Origin of the sequence: Paenibacillus sp. GCM10027627 (assembly GCF_042675505.1) — a bacterium.
Classification (GTDB): Bacteria; Bacillota; Bacilli; order Paenibacillales; family Paenibacillaceae; genus Pristimantibacillus.
This window is the reverse complement of the sequence record NZ_JBHTHB010000002.1, coordinates 650,649-670,945: the sequence shown is the minus strand read 5'-3', so window position 1 is coordinate 670,945 and position 20,297 is coordinate 650,649. Positions and strand designations below refer to the sequence as shown.

At 50.4% G+C, this 20,297-nt stretch carries 16 protein-coding genes; 12 read left to right on the top strand and 4 right to left on the bottom strand.

The genetic code is table 11. The features are described from left to right. Positions 1-122: 122 nt before the first annotated feature. The 12 genes from leuB (at position 123) to ACFQZE_RS10935 (ending at position 16,199) form a co-directional block, all read left to right on the top strand. The gene (leuB, locus tag ACFQZE_RS10990; RefSeq protein WP_379356704.1) at positions 123-1,202 is read left to right on the top strand and encodes a 3-isopropylmalate dehydrogenase; all 1,080 of its coding nucleotides are present in this window, start codon (positions 123-125) and stop codon (positions 1,200-1,202) included. Positions 1,203-1,347: 145 nt separating this feature from the next. Continuing rightward, positions 1,348-1,896 carry a peroxiredoxin gene (locus ACFQZE_RS10985; RefSeq protein WP_379356702.1) on the top strand — a complete coding sequence of 183 codons (549 nt, stop codon included), beginning with the start codon at positions 1,348-1,350 and terminating at the stop codon, positions 1,894-1,896. Positions 1,897-2,124: 228 nt separating this feature from the next. After that, on the top strand, positions 2,125-2,541 hold the full coding sequence (locus tag ACFQZE_RS10980) for a hypothetical protein (protein ID WP_379356700.1): 417 nt from the start codon (positions 2,125-2,127) through the stop codon (positions 2,539-2,541). A 144-nt stretch (positions 2,542-2,685) separates the two neighbouring features. Then, complete coding sequence (gene sigI, locus ACFQZE_RS10975; protein ID WP_379356698.1) at positions 2,686-3,501, top strand: RNA polymerase sigma factor SigI; 816 nt, start codon at positions 2,686-2,688, stop codon at positions 3,499-3,501. Beyond that, a complete protein-coding gene (locus ACFQZE_RS10970) occupies positions 3,498-4,994 on the top strand; it encodes an anti-sigma factor domain-containing protein (protein ID WP_379356696.1) in 1,497 nt (498 codons plus the stop codon). Before sigI ends, ACFQZE_RS10970 begins: the two co-directional genes overlap by 4 nt. Before the next feature lie 234 nt (positions 4,995-5,228). After that, a complete protein-coding gene (locus tag ACFQZE_RS10965) occupies positions 5,229-6,623 on the top strand; it encodes an ATP-binding protein (protein ID WP_379356694.1) in 1,395 nt (464 codons plus the stop codon). 71 nt (positions 6,624-6,694) lie between these two features. After that, entirely contained in the window at positions 6,695-8,221 is a 1,527-nt protein-coding gene (locus ACFQZE_RS10960) for a leucyl aminopeptidase (protein ID WP_379356692.1), read from the top strand. Positions 8,222-8,253: 32 nt separating this feature from the next. Continuing rightward, a complete protein-coding gene (locus tag ACFQZE_RS10955; protein WP_379356690.1) occupies positions 8,254-8,931 on the top strand; it encodes a DNA alkylation repair protein in 678 nt (225 codons plus the stop codon). Between the two features lie 394 nt (positions 8,932-9,325). Then, positions 9,326-12,235 (top strand): 2-oxoglutarate dehydrogenase E1 component, encoded by a 2,910-nt coding sequence (locus tag ACFQZE_RS10950; RefSeq protein ID WP_379356688.1) that lies wholly within the window; start codon positions 9,326-9,328, stop codon positions 12,233-12,235. Between the two features lie 6 nt (positions 12,236-12,241). Continuing rightward, the gene (gene odhB / locus ACFQZE_RS10945; RefSeq protein ID WP_379356686.1) at positions 12,242-13,516 is read left to right on the top strand and encodes a 2-oxoglutarate dehydrogenase complex dihydrolipoyllysine-residue succinyltransferase; all 1,275 of its coding nucleotides are present in this window, start codon (positions 12,242-12,244) and stop codon (positions 13,514-13,516) included. A gap of 217 nt (positions 13,517-13,733) precedes the next feature. Continuing rightward, positions 13,734-14,717 carry a quinone oxidoreductase family protein gene (locus ACFQZE_RS10940; RefSeq protein WP_379356684.1) on the top strand — a complete coding sequence of 328 codons (984 nt, stop codon included), beginning with the start codon at positions 13,734-13,736 and terminating at the stop codon, positions 14,715-14,717. Positions 14,718-15,005: 288 nt separating this feature from the next. Continuing rightward, positions 15,006-16,199, top strand: coding sequence for a GTP-binding protein (locus ACFQZE_RS10935; protein WP_379356682.1), 1,194 nt, complete (start codon positions 15,006-15,008; stop codon positions 16,197-16,199). Positions 16,200-16,278: 79 nt separating this feature from the next. Here the strand turns inward: ACFQZE_RS10935 and ACFQZE_RS10930 are convergent, their stop codons facing one another. The 4 genes from ACFQZE_RS10930 to ACFQZE_RS10915 form a co-directional block, all read right to left on the bottom strand. Continuing rightward, positions 16,279-16,494 carry a hypothetical protein gene (locus ACFQZE_RS10930; RefSeq protein WP_379356680.1) on the bottom strand — a complete coding sequence of 72 codons (216 nt, stop codon included), beginning with the start codon at positions 16,492-16,494 and terminating at the stop codon, positions 16,279-16,281. Positions 16,495-16,562: 68 nt separating this feature from the next. Next, complete coding sequence (locus ACFQZE_RS10925) at positions 16,563-17,807, bottom strand: aspartate aminotransferase family protein (protein WP_379356678.1); 1,245 nt, start codon at positions 17,805-17,807, stop codon at positions 16,563-16,565. A 179-nt stretch (positions 17,808-17,986) separates the two neighbouring features. Further along, a complete protein-coding gene (locus tag ACFQZE_RS10920; RefSeq protein WP_379356676.1) occupies positions 17,987-19,468 on the bottom strand; it encodes an S-layer homology domain-containing protein in 1,482 nt (493 codons plus the stop codon). Positions 19,469-19,606: 138 nt separating this feature from the next. Beyond that, entirely contained in the window at positions 19,607-20,296 is a 690-nt protein-coding gene (locus tag ACFQZE_RS10915) for a response regulator transcription factor (RefSeq protein ID WP_379356674.1), read from the bottom strand. Position 20,297 lies beyond the last annotated feature (1 nt).

The window sequence follows — 20,297 nt, the reverse complement described above, 5'->3', positions numbered from 1 at the left end:
AGCGGCATAAGCTTATAGTTAAATACTATAAAGCCCATAGATTTTATATCTTAGTCTTTATCTCTTATTTATGGTACAAATGATAATAGACTGAGAATGATATAGAGGAGAGTTGAAACGATATGTCAGAAGTGAAAAAAATTGCGGTTTTAGGCGGAGACGGCATCGGTCCCGAAGTTGTGGGAGAAGCTTTGAAAGTATTGAAAAAAACAGAAGAGCTGTTCGGATATCAATTTGAAACGGAGCATGGTTTGTTCGGCGGAATCGCCATTGACGAAAAAGGCACTCCGCTTCCTCAGGAAACGCTGGAGCTATGTCAATCGGCTGACGCTGTATTGCTTGGCGCGGTAGGCGGCCCGAAATGGGATAACAATTCCAAGGAGCTTCGTCCGGAAACGGGCTTGCTGGGCATTCGCAAAGCATTGGGCCTATTTTCAAATATTCGTCCGGCAACAGTGTTCGACTGCTTGAAAGAAGCATCGACGCTGAAGCCTGAAGTGCTGGAAGGAACGGACCTGATCGTCGTTCGCGAACTGACGGGCGGCATCTACTTCGGCGAGAAATTCCGCCGCGAAGGCGCTCATGGCGAAGAAGCGGTTGACACTTGCGTTTACAATGTGCAAGAAGTGGAGCGGATCGTCCGCCAAGCCTTTGACATTGCGATGACGCGCGACAAACGTCTGGCTTCCGTTGACAAAGCGAACGTACTGGAAACTTCCCGCTTGTGGCGCGAAGTGGTAAACCGGGTAGCAGTTGAATATCCAGAAGTGGAACTTGAGCATGTACTCGTCGACAACTGTGCGATGCAATTGCTGCGTCGTCCGTCCAGCTTCGACGTCATTGTAACTGAAAATATGTTCGGCGATATTTTGAGCGACGAAGCGGCTATGCTGACAGGCTCGATCGGCATGTTGTCCTCGGCTTCGCTTGGTGAAGGAAGCTTCGGACTGTACGAGCCCGTACACGGCTCCGCTCCCGACATTGCAGGACAAGGCATTTCCAATCCAATTGCAACTGTTTTATCCGTAGCGCTTATGTTCCGCTTGACGTTCGGCTACCATGAGGCTGCAAAATCGATCGAAGACGCGGTAAAAGAAGTATTGGATGCCGGTCACCGTACGGGCGACATTGCGGTAGACAAGAGCAAAGCGATTGGAACAAGCGCAATGGGCGATCTCATTGTAGCCGCTATGAAAAAATAATAAACGCCAAACGCCATCTATTTCAAATAGCTATTTTCTATAATCTTGACTGCTTGTCTTCCTGATGATACTATCCAAGCAAGAAAACCCATTCCACAAAATGGGTTTTTTTCATAAAAAGAGGATAGGTCAAGGAGGATACAAGATGGCAGATCGTTTGGTAGGCCGCCCCGCTCCTGATTTCACGATGGAAACCGCGACCGGCAACGGGCAAGATTTTGGCATGGCATCTCTGGCCGATTACAAAGGCAAATGGCTGGTATTGTTTTTTTATCCGCTTGATTTTACATTTGTTTGTCCAACTGAGATCACGGCGCTTAGCGAAGCGGCAAAGGAATTCGAAAATTTGAATACGGAAATCCTTGGCGTTAGCGTGGACAGCAAACACAGCCATCGTGCATGGATTAATACGCCCGTGAAAGACAATGGCCTTGGCCCGCTGAACTTTCCGCTTGCTGCGGATCTTACAAAAAGCGTAGCCCGGGAATACGGCGTATTGATCGAGGAGGAAGGCATCGCTCTTCGAGGGCTGTTCATTGTTGATCCGGAAGGCGAAATCAAATATCAAGTAGTGAATCACAATAATGTAGGCCGCAGCGTGGAAGAGACGCTTCGCGTTTTGCAGGCTCTTCAATCCGGCGGGCTTTGTCCTATGAACTGGAAACCCGGGCAAAGTCATTTGGCTGCCAAATAATTCAATTTTCGACAAGTTTCAATGGACATGCTTATTCCATCCCGGATGGGGGAGCATGTCCATTGCTTTTTCCCGGGGCATATGAGGAATTATTAATGATTGCGCTTAGGGCAGGAATTTAGAGGAATGACAACGAATACATAATTAATAAAACCGATTTAGTTGAAGTCTCTTTCCCGCTATCCGCGAATGACAAGCGAAGGCTTACAAAGTTAGGAGAGTGCCGTTATGAGCTTCTGCTGTGGTGCCAGTATGATTGGAACGAGAGGAACCTTAAAGCACAACCGAACGCAAATTCATAATGTGCCGATTGCCTTTTGCCCAGTATGCCATGGGGTGGAGGTTCATTACTTGGCTCAGCAGGAATACGATATTCTTGCCGAGTATGCGCATGGCGACGGCGCCGCGGAGGTTGACTTTGAAGATTATGTCGATCAAGACGGTGCCGAACTGTTGAACAATTGTGTAAATCATGAAAGTGAAGAGCCAATCGACATCGTCAGAAGCCAAATCGACAATTCGCTTGATTTGCTTAGTTTTGCACAGGCTATTGATGATAAGGAATGGCAGGCGGAGCTGAAAAAACGGCTTATTGTACTTGCTAACCGGCGCAATAAGCTTCAGCGAAGACGTTCGTCTGTATGAAAGTTGGGAAATTAAAGGCCTCCCTCGCGGAGGCTTTTCTGTTTGTATGCCTAATTTGCAATAAACATTAACTTTTTTTAATGTGTACCCCCGGAAACCGGGAGCGGTGCAACGAATTGATTTAGTAGTGAGGTGGAGCGATTGTTGCTGATCCTGTTCAAACGTTTCTTACGGAAATCGGTTCCCTCCAAAACGGCGTCTTCATCCCAGCCGAGACTGGAACCGGAACAATATGTTTTGAAAATCAAACTGGGCGACGAAAGGCTGCGCGAGCAATTTATCGCCGAGTATTATCCATACATAGCTAAAGTAACAAGCAGATTTTGCAAACGGTATATAGAGCCGGGAGTGGACGATGAATTCAGTGTGGCGCTGCTCGCTTTTAACGAAGCGATTGAGCAGTACGACAGCGCGGCTGGAGCTTCGTTTCTCGGTTTCGCAAAAACCGTGATTCAACGTCGGCTTATTGACCATGCGCGAAAAGAACAAAGACATCTTCAAGTTGTGCCGTACAGCGCTTACGACTCTGAAGGCGATGACGGATCCGTTTACAATGCTCTCGATACGATGAGGGCGATGGCAGCTCATGAGGCTAAAGGATTCGAAAATGACCGCAAAGCGGAAATTGCCGGACTGAATCAAGAGCTTGAAGAGTTTGGCATTTCATTTGCGGAGCTGGTAGAGCAATCGCCCAAGCATGCGGATTCTAGAAAAATGCTGATTGGAATTGCATCCATGCTCGCCAATGACGAGGCGTTGCTGGAGGGACTGCGTGCCACGGGTAGACTGCCGGTCAAAGAGTTGATGAATGCAAGCGGCGTTTCCCGCAAAACGGTCGAGCGCAACCGCAAATATATTATTTCGATTGCGCTTGTATTATCAGGCACATACCCTTATATGAAGGATTATTTGACGATAGGCAAGGAAGAAGCGAAAACTGGCGAGGAGGTAGGCGGATGAAGCGCGGGATCGTTATGAGCATAGAAGCTAAACATGCGGTCGTCATGACGGCCGACGGCCGGTTCGTCCGCGCGCCGCTTCATGGCTCGCCGCAAATCGGGGAAGAGATTGTATTCGAAGAAGAAACGATTGCAAGGCGTCCTCGCTGGAATCGCCAAATTCAGCGTTATGCTGGGGCAGCCGCTCTTTTATGCCTAATCGTCTTGTCTGGTTTGATCTACGGAATTCAGCAGGCGAATCCCGTCGTTGCTTATTTGACTATGGACATTAATCCGAGCATCGAAATCGGCGTGGACAGCAAAGAGAAGGTGCGCAAGCTAAGAGCGCTGAATGATGATGGAAAAAGGATCATAGAAGGGATTCATTATAAGGGAGTTCATGTGGATGACGTTGCTTCCGCCATTTTGGACAAAGCGAGCGGCGCCCATTATTTGGACTTACCTGATCAAGAGATTTTAATTACGAGCCTTTTGCTCAATGGGAAAAAGAAGCCGGATGATGGATTTGAATCCGCGCTAACCGGAAAGCTTGATCAAAGACTGCAGGATTGGATCGTTCAGCACGGATCTGTTCTTGGGGGGAAGGTCAGCATTGCGACATTATCCATTCCGCAAGAATTAAGGACCGAGGCCGACGCAAACGGCGTATCCTCCGGAAAGATGGCCCTGTATTTGATGGCTAAAGACAACGGTTATGTGCTTGAGCTGTCAGAACTGAAAGAGCGCACGGTCAAGGAGCTGGCGGAGCCGATGGGCGGTTTGCAGTCGATGATGACAAGTCAAACGGCTGTGGGCACAAAGGAAAATCTGCAAAAGCTTTTGGAAAAGGAAAAGAGTGCCGGAGCTAAAGCAACGAGCAATTCTGAAAATAAACCGGCTACCGGTTCGGGAAACAAGACGCCTAAACCTTCTGGGTCTTCGGAATCTGGCAAGGCGGTTGTCGCTAAACCGACTCCAAAGCCATCTGTCAAACCGTCCTCAAAGCCGTCCCTCAAGCCGTCAACTTCTGCAAAGCCATGGAAACCAAACGGCAGCAAGGACCGTCATGACGATGACGACGATGATGACGACCGCCGAGGAAGCGGCCATCGTAACGATGATGATGACGATGACCATGGAAGAGGCGGAGACAGGGATCGCGATGACGGGGACGACGATCATGATCGTGGGGTTGACGATGACCGTAATGGCAACCGCAAAGGCGGCAAGGATAGCGGCAAGCATAACCACGGCAAGGAAGAAGATCGCGATGACGAGGGCGATGATCGGCGTAATGGCAAAAGCCCGAGCGGCGAGCGGAACAAAAATAATCAAAATGACGATGATGATGATGAACGGGATGATCGTGACGAAGGAGATAAACGAGGGGGAAGCAAACAAGGTGAGCAACATCAAAATGGAAACGGAGGGGGACAAGGAGAAAAAAACCGTGACGATGAAGACGAGCGAAGCCATCGGGAGAGAGACGATGACGAACGGGGCGATGACGATTAGATGGCGTTTTGATCATCGAAAAGAATAGAGTTAAATGTTTTTGTAGGAAAAAAGTCCTGGCAGCCAAGCAGCCGGGTCCATTTGCGCTTCCCCAAAAAACGAGCGTTATCGACGGTAGGCGAGGCGTTTTTCGACAGGATTTCCGATTGACAGTCTTTGTAAACTAAACCTATGATAGGTGGTAAGTGAATCCAGTTGTGCGAAATACATAGTTTTGCCGGGGAGGAGTAGTAGATGCAAGCCATTCGAAAGCGTTATTTCCCGGCGCTTGCCGAGTATATCCGGGGTGGTAAGGAAGCATCGCTTATTCATGCTAACGAGCTAGGCAAAGAGCTTAACGGCTTTCATCCGGAAGAAATCATCGCTGTCCATGAAGAATGCATACAGGAGCTAGCGGCTAACGTAGAATCAAAGGATGCGATCCAGCTTTATCACAGATCCTTCCTTTTTTTAATGGAGCTGATGGTAGCGTTCCGATTTAAAGTGGAGATCGATTCGAAGGGTGAAATTATTGAGTCGGCAACAGGGCAAAGGCTTCTGGAAATGAGAGAAATGATGCTGCGATCGGACCGGTCGTTTGAACGGGTTAAAAACAAATATGAAAACGTGTTGCAACATATGGACAGCGGCATCGCCTTGTTTGACAGCGACGGAATTTTGTCTTTTATTAACGTGCAAATGGCCAAGCTCCTCGACATTCCGAGGAAAACGCTCGTTGGCTGCAACATGAGGGAAATTCTGCTTCATCCAAAGCTTGCGATCAGCACGAAGCGGACGATTTTGAGGCTTTACAAGGAAATGTTTTTGAAGCGGAGCCGTTATTTCGAGTTTCAGTACAAGGATGGAAAACATCTTCTGGCAACTGTTACCTACGGCGATCAGCTGGACGGAGAATTTTTGTTCAGCGTCAAGGATGTATCGGAATACAAGCAGATCGAACAGAGCGCTTTGCAAAATGACAAGCTGGCCATGCTGGGCAAAATTGCGGCGGCTATCGCGCATGAAATTCGGAATCCGCTTACGAGCATAAGAGGGTTTATTCAGCTGCTGAGACCTTATTTGCTTGAAGTGGGGAAAGAAGAATATGCGAGAATCATTTTAACGGAAATCGACCGCGCGAATGAAATTATTTACGAGTTTTTGAACTCCTCGAAACCGTCAGCGCCAATGAAGCAGTCCGCTGCCATCGATCATCTGATCCGGGAGGTTGTGATGCTGACGGAAAGCGAGTCGCTGCTGCGCAATTGCGAAATTACGGTAGAGTCGTACCATAAAACAGCGCTGGTCGCTATCGATATTAAACAGGTGAAGCAGGTTATTTTAAATATCGTAAAAAACTCTTTAGACGCCGTAGAGGAAGTGCAAGGGGAGCGCAGAGGCAGAATCGATATCTCTTTGAACAGCGATGGGCAATACGTACAGGTGAAAATTAGAGATAACGGAAAAGGGATGGACAAAGCGACGATGAGCAAGCTTTTCGATCCTTTTTTTACGACGAAGCAGGCGGGAACGGGGCTTGGCTTATCCGTCAGTTACCGCATTATCCGCAACCATGGCGGAACGATCCGCGTGGACAGCCAAGTAGGAGATGGAACGGAATTTATCGTTTATTTGCCTTTGGCGGAATAAAGGGTTAGAATCGAATCGGGGTTTATTGCCCCGATTTTTTTTATATTTTCATTAAAGCGAGGGATTAGGCGATGACAACATCATTTACATATGGCGCGAAGCGAGCGGAAGCACCGGCGGCGGAAGCACCGGCGGCGGAAGCGCTGATCCGGTTTGTAGCCGAGCATGAACTGAAGGATGCCGGCACTTCATTTATTCATCCACAAATTGATGCGCTCTTGCGGAGCAGCTTTGAAAAAGGGCTGTTTCAAGGCAAGCCTGAACAAACGGAGGTTATCCCGACTTTAGGGCTGCATGAGGCTTCGTATATTGTATTTGTCGGTTTTGTTCCGGGCTCCGGAACGGATGGATTGCGGCATGCCGCAGCGGCAGCGGCAAAGGCGCTGAAGAGCATCCGCGTGAACAAAGCGGAAGTAGCCGTTCAGCCGGTATGGCTGGGCGAAGGGACGACTTCAGCTTCGGCTGCCGCTCAGGCGATAACGGAGGGGCTGCTGCTGGCGCTGCATGACCGTCAGCCTTTGAAAAAGGAAAGCAAGGACCGTTTTGCTTTGCTTGAAATTGCTTTTAGACCGGATGAACATTCGGCGGCTGAGCTTGGAGAAGCTTCGGAGTGGGAGAGCGGCATCAGCAAAGGAAAAGTGGTGGCGGAAGCCGTGGCATACGCAAGAGATTTGACGAATTTGCCCGGCAACGATTTGACTCCGGAGCGGCTCGCCTTCCATGCGGAAGAACTGGCGACCGAGTTCGATTTGGAAATTGAAGTGATCGACGAGTGGTCGGCCGCCGAACAAGGCATGGGCGGGTTGCTAGGTATTGGTCAAGGCAGTGTAAATCCGCCTAGAATGATTGTTGTCCATTATAAAGGGGCACCTGAGTCGAAGGATGTATGGGGATTGATCGGAAAAGGAATTACGTTTGACACGGGTGGCATTTCTCTTAAAAAAGCACCGGGAATGGAAGAGATGATTTCGGATATGGGCGGTGCCGCTGCTGTTCTTGGCGCTGTTCGCGCGCTTGCGGAGCTGAAGGCTGAAGTGAATGTGCTGGCCGTCATTCCCGCCGCTGAAAATATGCCTTCCGACCGGGCCATCAAGCCTGGCGATGTCATTCGCACGATGAGCGGTTATACGGTTGAAGTCGTCAATACGGACGCAGAAGGACGCGTTGTGCTGGCCGACGGGTTGACGACCGCTATTCGCAGAGGGGCGACCAAACTGGTGGACGTAGCGACGCTGACGGGCGCCGTCATGGTAACGCTTGGCTTTGAAGCTACCGGTGCCGTCACGAACAATGAGGCTCTGATGGCGGAGGTTGCCGAAGCGGGAGTGCGAGCTGGCGAGCGCATTTGGCAGCTGCCTGCTTATCCGGAATTCAAAAAATCGCTTAGAAGCGATGCAGCCGACTTGAAAAACAGCGGCGGACGTTATGGCGGAGCAAGCTCGGGCGGGCTGTTTATCGGCCATTTTGCAGAAGGCTTGCCATGGGTGCATCTCGATATCGGCGGTACCGCTTGGCTGGAAGGAGCCAGAGGCTGGGAGCCGAAGGGCGGTACAGGAGTTATGGTTAGAACGCTGGTCGAGCTGACGGCGAAAAAATAGGACGGTTAACGGTTTTACGGGAGGCGCGCGCGATGACATTTGATGAAGTGATGCAAGAGCTGGAGAAGCTGGGCAGCGAGCAAACGAAAAGTACTTATATAAAACATGGCGCCATGGAGCCGCTTTTTGGGGTGAAAACCGGCGATTTAAAAAAGCTGGTCAAAACCATCGGCAAAGATCAGGCCCTCTCCGAACAATTGTTTGAATCGGGCAACTCGGATGCCATGTATTTGGCGGGGCTTTGCATCGACCCAAAGCTGATGTCCAAGGAGCTGCTTCAACAATGGGTGAGCGAAGCTTACAGCTATGGGCTTGCCGAGTTTACAGTGGCTGGGGTTGCGGCGAAAAGCCTGTTTGCTCTAGAGCTTGCTAGGGAGTGGATCGATTCTCCCGCGGAGATGGTGGCGGCTTGCGGCTGGAGCGTATGGTCCCTCGTGCTGGCGAATGCTCAGGCAGGAGAGCTTTCGATGGATGAGATCGGCGGCTTGCTGGAACGCGCAGGCGCTCACATTCATGGCGAGCAAAACCGGGTACGTTATGCGATGAACGGCTTTGTCATCTCGGTCGGCATTTATGTTCCGGACCTGATGGAGGAAGCGAAGGAAACCGCGGTCTCTATCGGAAAAGTGCACGTAAATATGGGGAAGACGGCTTGTAAAGTACCTCTTGCTTCGGAATACATTGAAAAAGCGCTGAACCGTCGGAAATAGCCGCAATAGGCAATAAGAGGCTGTCCCGTTTGCCCGTTTCGGCAAATGCCGGGACGGCCTTTGTGGTTTGTTTTCACAGCTAAAAATAAAAGATTAACGTCTATTAAAATTCGAAGCATAGCGGGATTAGATAGATCAAATAACCATTCATCGCAAATATGAGGGCAGGGCCCCTTTATTGATGCTTAAAACGTATGAAACCGATGCCAATATGATTATGGATGGCAAGCGCTTAATGTACTAAAATATGAAGAAGCTACGTTACTGCCAATTGGCGGTTAATGGTTTCTCCTCATTCGTAATGGAATGAGGAGGGCCGGGCGGACATGTATGGAATGGTTCGCCATAGAAAATAATAGGATGGTTATGAATAGAGAGGGTGGAATTTTCTGCAATGAGCATCCATGATGAGCGCAACTCTTCGCCTTGGAAAAGCTACTATGGTCCCAATCTTGGTTATGTGCAGGAGCAGTATGAGTTGTTCCTAAACGATCCGAATGCCGTGGAGGCTTCGGTTCGCGAAATGTTCGACCTATGGGGGGCGCCGCCTTCCACAGCCGCTTCCGCGCCAGTCGCAGCGCAGGCTACGAGCGCAGCGCAAGCAGGAGCCGCTACCGCTTTGAGCGGTCCGATTGACAGCAACATGCTCAAGAAGGTCGTTGCCGCGCATCAGCTCATGCTGAACATCCGCAGATACGGCCATTTGGGTGCGGACATTAATCCGCTGGGCATTAGCCAGGCAGCCGATACGAAGCTGCTTGAACCTGAAACTTTCGGCTTGACGAAAGAAGATTTGGCCTCCATCCCGGCATCGCTGATTTGGGACAATGCTCCCGCTTCGTTGTCGAATGGATGGGATGCTATCGTGAGACTCAGAGAAATTTACACCCGTTCGGCTGCATATGAATTTACGCACATTCATGACGAGAGCGAACGAACATGGCTTAACAAGCAAGCGGAATCTGGTTCGTTCCCGGCTCCTTTGTCTACTAGAGAGAAGGAAGCGCTGCTGGAGCGGCTCATGCAAGTGGAGCAATTTGAAACCTTCATTCACAAAACATTCGTAGGTCAAAAGCGTTTCTCTATTGAAGGCGTTGACATGCTCGTTCCGGTACTGGATGAAATCATTCGTGCGGTAGCCCACGACGGCGCGCAACATATTTTGATCGGCATGGCGCATCGGGGACGTCTAAACGTGCTTACGCATGTCCTTGGCAAACCATACGAAAAAATCTTTTCCGAATTCCATCATTCCCCGAACAAGGAACTGGTTCCTTCTGAAGGATCGATTGGCATCAACTACGGCTGGTCCGGCGACGTAAAATATCATTTGGGCGCAGACCGTTCATTTACCGAAGGCGAGACTGTGCGCGCCAGAGTAACGCTTGCGAACAACCCGAGCCATTTGGAGTTTATTAATCCGATAGTCGAGGGCTTTACACGCGCGGCTCAGGAAGACCGCAGCAAGCCGGGTTTCCCGACGCAGGATACGGATAGCGCCGTAACGGTGTGCGTGCACGGGGATGCGGCGTTTATCGGCGAAGGCATCGTGGCCGAGACGCTTAACTTCAACAATCTTCAAGGCTACCGCAACGGCGGTACGCTTCATATTATTGCAAACAACAGACTTGGGTTTACGACCAACAGCGTGGACTCCCGTTCTACTTATTATGCGAGCGATTTGGCAAAAGGCTTCGACATTCCAATCGTTCACGTCAACGCGGACGACCCGGAAGCATGTCTCGCAGCGGTACGTCTTGCATGCGAATATCGCTTGCGCTTCCAGAAAGGTTTCGTTATCGACCTGATCGGCTACCGCCGTTACGGCCACAACGAGATGGACGATCCGGATGCCACTCAACCGCTCGTTTATCCGAAAGTTCGCAATCATCCTACGGTAGCGACGCTGTACGCCAATTTGCTGAAAGCGGAGAAAACGATCTCCGAAGAGCAAGTGGAGCAGCTGCGCGATAAAACGACAGGAGCGCTTCAAGAAGGCTACGACGCTATGAAAGCGAACGAAGGCAAAGCGCATGTTCAAGTTTCTCACGAAACAGGCGTTATTGTGCCGGAGGACGTAAGTACGGCAGTACCTCTTGAAACGTTGAAAGAAATCAATTTGGAACTGCTTAACCGTCCGGAAGGCTTTACGGAATATACTAAGCTTCAACGGATTTTGCAGCGCCGCGCAACCAGCCTGAACGATGGAGAAAAGCTGGATTGGGCAACTGCCGAAGCGCTTGCTTTCGCTACAATTTTAGCGGACGGCACTCCAATTCGTCTAAGCGGCCAGGATTCCGAGCGCGGAACGTTTGCTCATCGCCACATTATGCTTAACGACAACGCAACGGCTCAGAAGTTTTCTTCTATGCATATTATCCCGCAAGCGAAAGCGTCCTTCGCGGTGCATAACAGCCCGTTGTCGGAAACGGCGGTTCTTGCTTTCGAATACGGCTACAACGTATTTGCGCCTGAAACTTTTGTTATCTGGGAAGCGCAGTTCGGCGATTTCTCCAACGTTGCGCAAGTCATTTTCGACCAATTCATGAGCTCCGGCCGTGCAAAATGGTCGCAAAAATCCGGCGTTGCCGTCCTTCTGCCGCATGGCTACGAAGGCCAAGGTCCGGAACATTCCAGCGCTCGTCTGGAACGGTTCCTGCAATTGTCGGCGGACAACAACTGGACGGTCGCGAACTTGACGACGTCGGCGCAATACTTCCACTTGCTGCGCAAGCAAGCGGCTATGCTAGGAAGCGACAGCGTGCGTCCGCTCATTCTTATGGCGCCGAAGAGCTTGCTGCGTAACCCGCGTGCAGCTTCGCACGGCGTGGAACTGAGCGAAGGTTCGTTCAAGCCGGTGCTGCCGCAATTCAGCTTTACAGAAGCGAAGGCGGCCAAGGACAAAGTAAAACGTCTCATCCTTGGTTCCGGCAAAGTGATGATCGATTTGGAAGAAGCGATGTCTTCGGCAAGCGAAGGCGAATATGGATGGCTTCGCACTGCACGCGTCGAGCAGCTTTTCCCGCTGCCTAAGGCCGAGCTGGAGCGCGTGATCAGCCAGTTCCCTAAGCTCGAAGAAATTGTATGGGTTCAAGAAGAGCCTAAGAACCAAGGATCTTGGTTCTACATGGAGCCTCGCTTACGCGAACTGGCGCCAGGCAAAGTTCAAGTCCGCTACATCGGACGCCCGGATCGCGCAAGTACAGCAACCGGTCACCAAGAAATTCACGCAGCAGAACAGAACGCGATTATTTCTTCCGCTTTGAATGGTCAACCATTCGAATCGAGTTTGGTCAGGGGGTAGCTACAAATGGCAGATATTATTGTACCGGAATTGGGAGAATCGATCTCCGAAGGAACGATTACGAAATGGTTCGTGAAGGAAGGCGACACCGTAAATCAAGGTGATGTGCTTCTGGAGCTTGAAACGGATAAAGTAAATATCGAAATCAGTGCGGACAACAGCGGCGTTGTATCGAGCATCGCTAAAAAAGATGGCGAAGTAGTCCTTGTTGGCGAATCGATCGGAACGATCGGCGCTTCCGCAGGCGGAGCCGCTCCAGCAGCGACTCCGGCACAGGAACAGCCAAAAGCTGTTGAGGCGCCTCCAGCGGCTGCTGCAACCTCTGCTCCAGCAGCTGTAACTCCAGCTGCCGTTGCAGTAGCGCCGCCATCTTCGGTGAACGCTTCTCCTGCCGCACGCAAGCTGGCTCGCGAGCAAGGCATCGACTTGACGCAAGTACAAGGCAAAGACGGCATCGGACGCATCTACCCGGATGATGTCCGCTCGCATGGACAAGCTCCTGCGACAGCGCCTAAGGCTGCTCCAGCGGCGCAACCATCCGCACAAGCTGCACCGGCAGCAAGCGCAAGCAACCCTGGCAAGCCGGTTGAGCGCAAGCGCATGTCCCGCCGCCGCGCGACGATTGCCAATCGTCTCGTGGAAGCGCAACGGACAGCGGCTATGCTTACAACGTTTAACGAAGTGGATATGACGGCGATTCTTGACCTGCGCAAGCGCCGCAAACAATCCTTCTTCGACAAAAACGAAGTGAACCTCGGCTTTATGTCCTTCTTCACGAAGGCTGTAGTCGGCGCGCTTAAGCAATTCCCGTTGCTGAATGCGGAAATCGATGGCGATGATATCGTTGTGAAAAAGTTTTTTGACATCGGTATTGCGGTATCGGCTCCAGAAGGTCTTGTCGTTCCAGTCGTTCGCGATGCGGATCGTCTTGGCTTTGCTGAAATCGAAAAAAACATCGGCGATCTCGCGAAAAAAGCACGCGCCAACACGCTTGCGCTTAGCGATTTGCAAGGTGGAAGCTTTACGATTACAAACGGCGGAGTATTCGGCTCCTTGCTGTCTACGCCAATTTTGAATACACCGCAAGTCGGCATTTTGGGCATGCACAAGATTCAAATTCGTCCGGTAGCCATCGATGAAACTCGTATGGAAAACCGTCCGATGATGTATATCGCCCTTTCCTACGACCACCGTATCGTTGACGGAAGCGAAGCTGTTCGTTTCCTCGTAGCGGTGAAGGAAATGCTCGAAGATCCGGAGCAATTGCTGCTTCAAGGCTAATCTCTTTAACTGAATCGGCAAGCCGCCGTTTATCGTTTACGATAAACGGCGGCTTTTTTTGTGATTTGCCAGCCGGCGCAGTGATTGAAAAGGTGCCTAAAATGATCTGACTGCTAGCCAAGCCGAGTAAATGGAAAGGGGCTAGAAGAGCTTGACGGCTAGCAGGAACATTTCTGAAAGCTGTAGAAATAGGAGTACAGACAAGGAGGACGATAGGATGAAGGCGATTGTAGTGGAAGGATTCGGGCCAACCGATTTTATGAAATATGCAGAAGTGGACATACCGTCGATTGCTCCAAATCAGGTATTGATCAAAGTGAAGGCAACAAGCGTTAATTTTGCGGATATTAAGTCGAGACGCGGGGAGAAGGGTGAGGGGAAACTCCCTTTTATTCCGGGGCTGGAAGCGGCGGGAGTGGTGGAGGCGGTCGGGGAAAGCGTTACAAGCATTGTGCCCGGCCAGCGCGTCATCGCTTTTCCCCATCAAGGCTCCTACGCGGAATATGCAGCAGCAGATGAAAGCTTGACGTTTCCCGTACCGGATGGACTGGATCTTGTGGCAGCTGGCGGCTACGGCATTGTTTCCTTTTTGTCCTATCAGCTGCTCGCCGATGTAGCCCGCTTGCAAAGCGGTGAAACGGTCCTCATTCATTCGGCTGCGGGCGGAGTAGGATCAACGGCCATTCAAATCGCGAAGGCGCTTGGCGCAAGCAACGTTATTGGTACAGTCGGCGCAGAGAACAAAATCGAAGCGGCCAAAATGGCTGGGGCCGATGAGGTTGTCTGTTACGAAACGGAGGACTTGGCCGCCAAAATAGCCGAACTAACGGGAGGAGCGGGAGCGGACGTTATTTTGGACTCGCTGGGAGGAGATATGACCAATAAGAGCCTCTCTTGTTTGGCCCCTTTTGGCAGACTCGTCGTATTCGGCAATTCAAGCGGGTCGTACAGCGGGCTGCAAACAAAAGACCTTCATGCCAGCTGCCGCTCCGTTCTTGGATTCAGCTTTGGGACAACGAGGAAAAAACGGCCTGAGCGGCTGCACCAAACCGCGGCTGAAGTATTCAAGCTTATAGAGAGCGGCAAACTTGAAGTGGCTATTCATCGAACGTTTCCGCTGCAGGAGGCCGCTTCGGCGCATCAATGGGTAGAGAGCAGACAGAGTACGGGTAAAGTTTTGCTTGTTATGGACAATGAGTAGTAGACGCAAAAGAATAGGATGACGATGGCTGAGCGAGGCCGCCCTTATGATGCCGGGAAACCGGATATCGTTTGGGCGGTTTTTTTGCATGGGGTGCAATTTTTTTCAGCGGCGATGCTACTTTTGGCTGGTTCAAAGCTAGCCATTCGACTATAGCCTTTTAAATGAATATGCAAGGGAGGGGTTGACTTGCCAACAGGAGGCTGATAACCTTAATAGTAATTATTACGATTAAAGTGATAACTAGTATAAATCGTAGTAAATGATAAGAAAAGGTGGAAGAGATAGATGAACAGAAACAAAATTCCCGTGACCGTATTAAGCGGATATTTAGGAGCCGGAAAAACGACTATTTTAAATCATGTGCTGAACAACCGGGACGGGCTGAAAGTAGCCGTCATCGTTAATGACTTGGGAGAGGTCAATATCGACGGGGATCTTATCCGGCAAGGGGGAGCACTTTCACAGACGGACGAAAAGCTGGTGGAAATGTCGAACGGCTGCATTTGCTGCACGCTGAGGGAAGACTTGCTGCATGAGGTTCGGCGCCTTGCCGAGGAAGGGCGTTTTGATTATATTCTCATTGAATCAACGGGCATTGGAGAGCCGGTTCCCGTCGCGCAAACCTTTACGTTTAAAGACGAGAAGCAAGGGATACATCTGGCCGAATATTGTACATTGGACTGTATGGTTACTGTTGTGGACGCTTATCGGTTTTGGCATGACTATTCCTCGGGAGAGTCGCTTTTGGAGCGCAAACAGGCGGCAGGGGATGGAGATACAAGAGATGTGGCTGATCTGCTTATTGATCAAATCGAATTTTGCGACGTTCTTGTTTTGAATAAGTGCGATTTGGTAGGCGAGGGGGAGCTTGCTGAATTAGAGCAGGTTTTGCGGACGCTGCAGCCACGCGCTAAGCTGATTCGTTGCGAAAAGGGGCGAATCGATCCAAAAGCGATTTTGAATACGAGGCTGTTCGACTTTGATGAGGCGAGCCGGTCAGCCGGGTGGATTAGCGAGCTGGAATCTACCGTTCATACGCCGGAGACGGAGGAATATGGGATATCGTCATTTGTATACGAACGCAAAAGGCCGTTCCATCCCGACCGTCTAATGGATTGGATGCAGCAGTGGCCGGAGTCAGTCGTGCGGGCTAAAGGGGTTGTCTGGCTCGCTACAAGGGAGAGTATGGCACAAAGCATTAGCCAAGCGGGACCTTCAGTGCAGTTTGGCCCTATGGGATTGTGGGCGGCCTCTTTGCCGGAGGATGAACGAGCGGAGCTTATGCTAAGCGACCAAGAGCTGGCGGAGAGATGGGATGACCGGTTTGGCGATCGGATCAACAAGATCGTTTGGATCGGAATCAAGTTGAATCGGGAGCTTTTGACAGAACAACTGGATGGCTGCTTGCTTACTGAAGATGAAATGGAGATGAATTGGGGCCTGCTCCATGATCCATTCCCGAATTCATTTATGCACTGAGCTATGTATAAGCATGCATAACGCCAAAAAGAAACAGCCCTTCCAAATGAAACGTTTCGCCGGAGAGGGCAGTTTCTTTTTAAGGCCGTAAAGCGGCAAATGTATATTTCAGCATTTGAGCTCCGGCCATGTTGACGGCTACGCAAAACCATTCGGATTGGGCCACTACTTTTCCAATGAGATAAAAGGCCATGCCTCCGATAAGCTCGAAGGCGATAAATTCTTTCCATTTCCATGCCGGCACGACATAAATTTTGAAGACGTCCTGTTTGCCGCCGCCCTTTGCTCGTCTCAACGATTTGCCCTCCTGCACATACAAATACATTCCAATTATCGTATGCGAGGCAGCTTTTCCAACATTCATCAAAGGTATAGACGTTGCATAGCTTCCCGCAAGATGGCGATCATCCCGTCTATTTGATGCTCCTCCACGATCAATGCGGGCATTAAGCGGATGGAAGATGAACCGGATGCGTTAATAAGCAAGCCAAGCTCCATACATACTTCCGATAGGCGAGCGGCGGTCCCTTCCGGAACGTCGAAGGCAAGCAGCAGCCCTTTGCCGCGAACGTTCGAAATGGGGGATAGGCGGGAAAGCTCTTCCAGCTTACCAGTTAAATAACGGCCTTGTTTCTCCGCGTTGGACGTGAGATCGCGCGCAAGCAGTTCGTTTACAACAGCAAGGCCCGCTGCCATCGCAAGCGGCTGTCCGGTGTAAGTGCCGCCCTGGTCGCCCGGCTCAAATAAATTATACGACTCTTTAGTCAACATGGCCGCCAGCGGGAACCCTCCGCCGATTCCTTTGCCAAGCGTCATAATGTCGGGTGCAATGCCAAAATGCTGATGAGCGAACAGTTTTCCTGTACGGCCAAGCCCCGTTTGCACTTCATCAAAAATAAGCAAAATGCCATACATGTCGCATATTTTACGCAAGCCGAACAAATATGCTTCGGTTAAGGGATGAACGCCGCCTTCACCTTGAACGAGCTCGACCATAATGCCGCATGTATCGTTCGTAACTGCAGCAAAACATGCGTCTAGGTCATTGATGGGAACATGGACGAAGCCGTCTACTTTAGGAGCAAATAACGGCTTCCAATGAGGCTTGCCCGTTGCGGACATCATAGCGAGCGTGCGCCCGTGGAAACTGTTCGTCAATGTAATGATTTCGTGAGCGCCATTTAAGTTCAAGGCACCATGCTTGCGGGCCAACTTAACGGCGCTTTCGTTCGCCTCCGCGCCCGTGCTTGTAAAAAATACTCTATCCATGCCGCTAATGGAAGCGAGCCGTTCAGAAAACTCGGCCTGCGGCTTATTGTAAAACGCCGGAGAAGCATGAACGAGTGTAGCGGCTTGCTTCGCAAGCGCTTCTTGAAGAACAGCGGGGGAATGCCCGAGCGCGGTTACCGCCCAGCCTCCGATAAAGTCGAGATAAGCTTTGTTGTCCGTATCATAAAGCGTCATGCCCTCCCCTTTTGCCATAATGACGTTTGGCCGGTTTGCCGTGAACAGAACATGTTTATGAGCAGAAGCTAAAAGCTCCGATGTTGGTGCGTATTCGGGACAACCGGTCTCTTCTAAGGAAGAGACTTGAATGGTGTTAAGCATGGGAAACCTCCGTTCAAATTGGATTATTGTATAAATATACATTAAACAGAATATATATTCAATATCCAAACATCCTGTTTTGTAGAGGAGATTTTTTCCTGACTATGAGGGCCATGCAGCATAAAAAAGCCTCCGGAAACGAATGAATCGTTCCGAAGGCTTGGGAATGACTTTTTATATTAGTTGAATACGACGCGCAAGTCTTTAGAAGTTGCCCAAGTTCCAACTGGGGTGACGTCGTAGGATACGCCCGGCTGCAATTTTCCGCCGTTTTGAACTTCGAATACGCCAAGTACGCCTTTACGGGTTTGAACTTTGTATTGGGCAGTCAGCGTCGTGCCGTCCGATCCTTTTAATTGAACGGAACGGTAAGCGAATAGTTCGTCGCCGGGATCGGCAGCAAGCGATACGTTAAGCGTCGTTTCGTTGACGGCTTCCACGCTAGACAGCGCGAGCGGCGCGATTTCTTTGGCTACAAAGCTGCCTTGCTTCACTTCAAACCAGTTAGATGTCACCGTATATTTAACGCCCGGCTGCAGCGTTTGGCCTTGCGGCAAACGGAATTTAGGCTCTTGCTTGCCATCTGTAGATTGCGTGAAGCCAACGTACGATACTGTAATCGGCCCACCGCCTTCCGGAGTAAGCGTAGCTTGTCTTGTAGCAAGGGAAGGAATAATTTGCATCGTTTTGCCGTTTAATTGATTGTTCTCATCCAGCACGGCTGCATTGGCTCCACGTCCGCCCGCATAAGCGGAAATCAAATACCCGTAGTCGATAACGCCGTCGGAGCGGAAGGAGTCAATTTCGAATGTATCGGCAGTGACCTGGCGAGCTTCGTTCAGCTTCATCGTTTCGCCGCTTGCCGCTGCAGTTACCTTTTGTTTGCCTTTGTAGTTCAGCGTATATTCGGTTCCTTGCGTCATCGTTTGAACAGGCACGATATAAGTGGATGTAGAGCCTGTTTTGAGGCGCGGCTGGTTGACCAGCTTAATGCCGCCGTCGAATGCAAAGTTGGCGGAAGCCGTCGCCATCGTTTCATCCTCAATCGTCATAGGAGCGTCGAATACGACCTCAAAAGAGATGTTGTTTAACGATTTAATGGAAACGATTTTGGCATCGCTGCTGCGAATGGCCGCTTCCGATTTGACGAGCAAGCCAGCCGTTTCTCCTCTTGTTACATTGCCAGAGCCAATTGCTTGCTGCTCCATCCAATATTGAACCGATTTGGTGTCGCGTTGCAACGCTTTTGCAATTATAGCGGCCATATCGGCTGGTGCTGCCATTGCGTTTGGCTGCAAAGCGTCGCTGCTTGCGATAAGTCCTTTTGCAGCAGCGGCCGCGAGGTAGCTTTCGTACCATTTGGCTCCTGGAGCAGCGGCCGGCTGGTCAACCTCCAGAGCGAGAAGGACCATTTTGATAAACTCGGCGTTTGTGACCGGCTTCTCCGCTTTCATCTCCCCGCTTGGATATCCTTGAAGCACACCTTTGTTGATGAGATGTTTGATGGCTGCCTCGTAATTTACTTTTAGGCTTGTGGCTGCTGCTTGTACGCTTACTGCTCCAGTTTGCGGAGCGGCCTGAACGTTAAATGGGATGATTGCGCTCCCTATAATGAGTGCGGATAAGGCGGCAATAGCTGCTTTCTGATTGCTTTTTTTCATAGTTGGTCATCCTCCTGAAGTTTCGGCTGTTTTGAATGTCTTAGCCTTATAATAGAGGACAACTGTAAAATGGAAGGAAAGAGAATCTAAACTTTTTATAAACAGAATGATAAAGAAGGTGAAACAGCTTCTCCGAAACTAAACGGTAAACCGGTAACCGGCGCCCCAAACCGTTTCGATAAATTGAGGACTCGTTGGATCGGCCTCGATTTTCTCCCGTATGCGCGATATATGAACGGTAACCGTCGCGATTTCTCCATTGGAATCGAATCCCCAAATACGTTCGAACAACTCTTCCTTGCTAAAAACACGATTGGGATGCGAGGCCAAAAAGAGCAGCACCTCAAATTCTTTCGTCGTAAGCGACAGTTCTTTGCCATGCACGTAAACGCGGCGAGAGGACTTGCCGATCGCGAGCTCGCGGATTTGAACCATGTCGGAGTCGGTTTTACTTCCGCCCGTATACCGTTCGTAGCGCGAAAGATGAGCTTTGGCTCTGGCGACGAGTTCATTTGGGCTAAACGGCTTTGTAATAAAATCGTCGGCTCCAAGCCCAAAGCCTCTAATTTTGTCGATTTCTTCTTTTTTCGCGGAGACGATCAGAATGGGCAAGTCCAGCTTTTCCCGAATACGCTTGCATAGCTCAAACCCATCAACTCCAGGCAACTGCAAGTCTACAATGACAAGATCGTAGCTTTCGCCAAGCGCTTCCGACAAGCCCGATTCTCCATCGTGGCAAATCGTTACCTCGTAGTCGTGAAGCAGGAAATAATCGCGTTCCAGCTCTGCAATATAAGGATCATCTTCGATGATTAGTATACGTTTCATG